Annotated in this window: 3 protein-coding genes; all 3 read right to left on the bottom strand. The window is 54.1% G+C overall.

Going from position 1 to position 6,044, the window contains the following annotated elements:
• Positions 1-4: 4 nt before the first annotated feature.
• The gene (locus H5U08_RS08415) at positions 5-2,584 is read right to left on the bottom strand and encodes a hypothetical protein (protein ID WP_297032113.1); all 2,580 of its coding nucleotides are present in this window, start codon (positions 2,582-2,584) and stop codon (positions 5-7) included.
• A gap of 46 nt (positions 2,585-2,630) precedes the next feature.
• The gene (locus tag H5U08_RS08410; RefSeq protein WP_297032112.1) at positions 2,631-4,712 is read right to left on the bottom strand and encodes a hypothetical protein; all 2,082 of its coding nucleotides are present in this window, start codon (positions 4,710-4,712) and stop codon (positions 2,631-2,633) included.
• Between the two features lie 76 nt (positions 4,713-4,788).
• The coding region (locus tag H5U08_RS08405) for a hypothetical protein (protein WP_297032109.1) at positions 4,789-6,044 on the bottom strand (1,256 nt) is incomplete at its 5' end.

Raw genomic sequence — 6,044 nt, 5'->3', positions numbered from 1 at the left:
TGCGTTAATCGCGCAGTTTTGGTAATCGGATCCGTCCGCGCTGAACCGGCGCGAAGTAAACTGACCGGTCTATATCCCGCTGGCCGACAGCACGCTCGCCGGTGTCCTGACATTGGGCGATAAACTGGTGCTGGTCGGGATCGATGGAAATCTGCACCTCTCCTTGCACACCGCCGGGAAAATGAAACAGCAGGAACGGTTCATATTCGCCGCCCGGCCACTGGTTTTCGAGGCGAATCCATTCCTGTGGTTTCCCGTCGGGGGAAGGGGCCACATAAATGGTTCGCGGCTCCAGTGTGTCGTATGACTCACCTTCGTGAAAGAGTTCAATGTGAGTACGGGTTGCGGCGTTAAACCAGGCGATGGTAAAGGGCAATCGGTTACTGAGGCCCTCGTCGAATTGGAACCGGATTCCGAGGGCGGACTCCTTCATAGCCAGGGCCAGGGCCGCTCCTTTGGCGACGGCATGTTTGATGTCGACAGAATCCAGATTTCCAAACCAGCCAACGGCCTCGGTTGCAGGGCCGCTGGTGGTAGTTTCTCCCAAAACGAATTCCCGAACGAGGTTTCTCACCAGCGGATAGCGAGAACCGTTTCCGATGGTGAAGACGTCGTCCACAAGGCCGCCACGAAAATGGAGTTTGGATTGCAGTAGAGCTTTACAGACTCTGACGCTTTTTTCGATATACGGCTGCACTAACGCATCGATTTCAGCCTGGGTGACAGACAAATCTTCTATCATTTTCTTAACTTCGTTTTCTGGGACAGAACTGACGGCGGCAAGCTCCTTCGTCAGCCACTCTTTCGGCGCGGGGGCATCTTTATCACCGTGTTTGACCGCTTGCGCATAATTCCAGAGGGCTAGTGTGAGCGCCTTGCGGGTATCCGTATCGGAACTTGCAGATTGAAGATCGAAATCCGTGGGGACGAACCTGTCGCAATCCCGCAGGAATGCCTCATCCTGGAGGCGGGCGCGAAGCTCGGCAGCCTTTGAGTCATTCGCGGATCCAGGTGCCACGGTTGGCAAAGGTTTCAGTGTTCCTCCGAATCGCTTGGCCAATGCCTGGGCCAGTTTAGCCTTGAGTAACAAATAAACAGCGACGGTAATATCATCGCCACCGAAATCACGAAGTCCCGTCCGTCCCAGAACCTCGAATGTCAAGCTCCCTCTTTCGGCACTTGCGGCACGGACCAGGGAAATGTCGGTCGTGGCCCCGCCACAATCATAGACGAGCAAATAAAACCCCTCCGGGTAGAGCCAGCGAAATGTATGAAGTCCCCCCGGTCCCTCGAGGACAAAATGCGCCAGATAGAAAAACGCCGCGGCCGTCGCTTCGTCCAGTGCCAGGGGAATCACTTCCTCCCGACTCGCGTGCCCTGACGGGTTGAATCGTTCGGCGAGCCTCCAGGCGTTGTATATTGTATTGACAACCCGAATGAGTTCCGACTTCATGTAGCTTGTCGGGTAAGTCACAACGATCCGCCTGGGATAGGCGCGCTGGAGATTTTTGAAAATCTGAAAGAGTCGGCAGACAAATAGCTCGGCCGGTCGTTGCGGCGGCAGCTCGACTTGATAGTCGGCTGGCCTCTCCAAGTGGGCCTGTGGAGGTACAGAATCATCAAGTCGCACTCTTACAGAAATGGCTCCTGCCGTTTTGTCAATTGTGAGCTGCCGCTTGGGGCTGACGATCAATCCATCCGAAGAAGGCAGCCATGGTTGCGCCGCGTCTCCAATCGCAAACGCATACCCTTCGGCCATCTCCTGCACTCCTGCAGGATCAAGGAAGCCTAAATCTTCCGCCCATTTTTGAGCGGCCGGACTGGTTATATCGGTCACACTGTAAATGCGGAGAACTGACGGCACAAAATTGGCGGATCTCGCAAACGAGTATGATTGTGGATTAACCTCTCCATACATGATTTCCGGGCAGATCAGGACACGGCTCGCCCGGGGTTCCTGGTCGACGCTGACGGCCGCCACCGTCGTATTGGTGTTTCCCAGATCGACCGCGACAACTCCGCCGAATGGCCTCGCATACTCGGCAGGTTTCAGTGTAAGCCGAATGCGCTTTCTAAGTTGCACCGGTTCTTTTTTCTGTTCGTCCCTCCTGCAAAAAATCAGATAACAGTGAACAATAGGAGACAGGTCAGGTAGGTTTTCATCCTGGCGATTCAGATAGTGCAATATTGCGGGATAGTTGGTATCGACAACCAACGCCATTTTCACGGAATCTTCGGGGCTCACACTCGCGCCAATGAGCGGCGCGCTGGTACGCAGTCCGAGGCTTGACCCCGTGTGGTTACGAAGTAACTCAAGAACTTTGTTTCGGTCTCTTTCAAAAGGGGTTTTAGAAGGCGGTTTCCCCTGCCGATCCGCTGGATGGATCACCTCAGCGCCTCTGATGCTGAGGTAAGGCAAGGTGCTGGGCCACACGAAAGCCAGGACCCCCTCTGGAATGTCGAAAAGAGAACCCCGTATGGGATCCGAAAACCATTCTTTCAGTCGCGGGGTAGCAAATTCATAATAAGCCGGTCCGGTTCCCCAGTACACATCGGAGATGGTCAGTTGAATATCATCATCCATACGTGGCCGCTCTGACACAAAATGGGAGTGATCTGACAATGATAGATCAACCGCGAACGATTTCAGATATACGCTTTTCAAAATCGGCCATCATTTGAGACCAGTCGTTGGGCAGAGAGATGTCCCTGCGATTAAACAAATCCAGCGCATACTGGCGGATCTGTTCCAGTAAATCGCTCACTCTCTGGCGAACGCGCAGGGTGAGCAGAATTGCTATCTGCTGCGAGACAACCTGCATTTTGCGACGCATAACCTCCAGATACTCCCTGCCCGTGTAAATAGGGGCCGAGTGCTCGGGCAAATCATCAAAGGGATTATTCGCCTTGAATGAAGGAAGTTTTCCATTTATCCAGGACAAATCCCCTTGATCGCGAGTTGCGCACTGCTCCAAGTAGGCTGCAACACCGTCGTCGCAGACGCCAGGCAGTGGCAAGTACCCATCGGCATGCTCGTGCTGGCGGAAGTCTTCGACCACAGGCGCGTAGGCAGTTGCCGTCCATTTTGTTCGCATGAATTTGTGGATGGCATCGTCCAGCCTATAAGCATGCATCATGAATTCGTCACGCAGGCGATTGTTGCCACCCTCCCTGGCGATGTGATCAACGAGTTCGGGGCGAAGCTCGAGGGAGTCCCACGCGGTTGCCAGGTCCTTGTAGAATTGGTCCGCGAGACTCCGAAACTGAGAGGGAGTGACCATGGTGGCATTTAGGAGTCGATGTCGCCATTTGGTGATTCGGTCGGGCAACTCGCCAAGCCGTTTCTCGTTATCCAACTCCCGGAGATGGCTATACAGCATCTCGCACAGCTCTGGCAGTCGGCTGCTGGCCTGACGCGCTATGGACTCCCCGACCTGGTTGGCCACCTGGTCAACAATCAATCGTCGCAGGGCACCGATTCCCCCGTCCTGTGCGAGGCTCTCCCATTGTTGTTTCAGATCTGGCCAGTCGTCGGAGACAGCATCGATCAGTTCGTTCACCCGCTTTCGGAAAGCCTCATCGTCCAGCCGGCGACGGAATCCTCTCAGATCATTGGTGACAAAGATAATCTGGTTTTGAGGAATACCTTTGTTTTTGGCAAAGGTTTTTATTTGTTCAAAGATATTGCGATCTTCACGCGTTGCATCGTTGCGAATATTAATATCGTCACAGCGGGTGATGACCAGCCAGACGCGACCGCGGAGGTCGTGCCCCAGTACGTGCCGCAGATTCGTTACAATGGTTTCAACGATTCCGCCGAAGTCAGTGGCTCGGCAAAAGACAAAGGCCGCCTGGAGCGTTTTTAGAAACTGGTCGGTCAGAAAGGCGTCGACGCTGCAATCTCCGTCGTAACCGGGGAGATCCAGAAGTTCAAGCGTGGGTGGGATAGCGTCCGTATCATATTCAATAATAACCTCGTGCAGTAAGGGTGTAACGTGCGCATCTTGTTGATCCCAGGGGTCGGGCGGATGTTGCAGGTACCGGGCACGTTCTGAAAAGGGTACATTGTCAAGGACGATGCGGCTATCGGCAATGCGCGAGCGAAACCGTTCATAACTCTTCAGAAATAACGCGAGATACTCGACATCTTTACGACGGACTGGTATTTCATTGCCCGACGCATCCGTCCGTGTACGCACTTCCTTATTCCAGTTCCTCAGAATACCTGGGATCTGTTGAAGCACAACCTCATCTTTTTCGTCTCCCTTGAATCCCACGAGATGAAGAAGAAACTGCCGTTTTTCCTGAAATTCGCTTGTGGAAAGGAAAACTGGGCGAACGCGATGCTGCCCCGAGGCGGACTTGACCAGTCGGGTGATGACGGCCGTGGTGGGAAATCCCTGACCTACTTTGGCGGGCTCGTCGTCCGTATCGGTCGCATTGAGGACATTATTGAAAGTGCTCGATTTCCCAGCCTGAAATGGCCCCAGAAAGCCAACGCAATATGTTCGTCGGGAAAGCTGTTCCCCTATTCGGGTCAGTGCACTGAAAGCCTTATTGATCGATTCCGGCAACCGGCTTTCGGGATAGGACTGGCGAACAGCTTCGGCCAGGTCCCAGGCTAAATTGAACTGCTGAACCAGCCGAGCGCGATGACTAACAGGAACCAGCGGACATGCCTCTTCCACAAGCTCACGCAGTTCACCGTTCATGCCCGGCTTCCTCCATTTCGATGATTCGCATTCGCCGTTCGGCAACGGATGGAAACAATCTTGCCCGAGAATACAGTCACGGATTTCCCTGGAGTGCCTGCTTCAGGATTCGATCCCAGGAGCTCATTTCTTCCATGATATAAAGACGATCGCCCCCTGGAGCCTCCACATAAATGGCTTCTCGCGAGGAATTATTCGGATATTCAAATTCCCATACGAGTATGCGATACATTCTAGGATATTTCTGGACGAGCGATCCGAGATCTTCGATTCGTCGCGCCAGTTTGATGCGTCCTTCAAATCCTGAGCCACTTGGAGCCAATTCAAACCAGCGGGGACCTGGCAATTCCAAAACGGCCTGGTCAGGGGATGCGGCATTCTTCCGGATAAATTCGGGAAGTGCCACCGAAGGATCAGGCAGCTTGTCGATCGTGGCGGCTGTCCGCTGCGCCTCTTCCTGAGTCAGCGGAAACAGCATCCAGGCGCGGGAAGGACTCCGCCCGGCAACACCACTGACACTCACAAACAGGTCGGTGCCAACGACCGTTTCCCCCGTCGTTGCGCTGCGGGCATCGATGCTTCCGAACACCAGTGTGACGTTAGTCCGCTCACGAATGTCTGTGAAGGGGTTGGCTACTTTATCTTTATCTTTGACTACATCGAAAAGCTGCGTTTTATCCCCCACAAAGTCGAGGAGGTTGATCACGTAGCATTTATCAACAAGTGGAAAGTCGCCTTCATCGACCTTGGGAGAATGGGATCCGGAATAATGGACTCTGTACTTTGCTGGACGGCCTTTTTGCTCATCGGGGCGAAATTCATAGAGGCCATTGCGGACGGAAATAACGATAAGCCCCGGAATTTGAGCCTTTTCCGGTGGCACAGGTTCGTACGAGACCCACTCCTGGGCGCGGTCATACCACACCTCAAGCTTTTCGATCCAATCGGTTGTGGGGGCAGGGAGACGAATTTCCCACGTCTGAAGTTCCGTTTTTCTCAGTTCGAGTTTGCTGGTCACCCGATTAACCCATCCCTTGCTCGTTGGCTCGAGCATGCGCAGGGTTGCTTCCAGTTGATCAATAACGCGAGGATCCACCTCGCGGATTTGGATAGACGTGCAGCTGCAGCCTGCCTGCTTGATTCCTGCCAGGAGTGTTGCCTTGATTCGATCTGGTGTTGTTTCGGGGTTCGCCCGCACAAGAAGCAGGAGCGACTGGGAACCAGCGGATGGAGTGGCACTCCCGGCCGAAGCTGACTCGGCTGGAAGGGCTGCCATGGGCGCCAGGCCGAGCAGCATCAGCGCCATAGCCAGATAAACCGGGCCGTGTAATG

Origin of the sequence: Thermogutta sp. (assembly GCF_014359955.1) — a bacterium.
In the GTDB taxonomy this organism is placed as follows: Bacteria; Planctomycetota; Planctomycetia; order Pirellulales; family Thermoguttaceae; genus Thermogutta.
This window is presented reverse-complemented; position numbering and strand designations above follow the sequence as displayed.

Excerpts from the sequence above, each read along its gene's own strand:
- H5U08_RS08410 (WP_297032112.1), bottom strand. The coding sequence starts at position 4,712 with ATGAACGGTGAACTGCGTGAGCTTGTGGAAGAGGCATGTCCGCTGGTT.
- H5U08_RS08415 (WP_297032113.1), bottom strand. The coding sequence starts at position 2,584 with ATGGATGATGATATTCAACTGACCATCTCCGATGTGTACTGGGGAACC.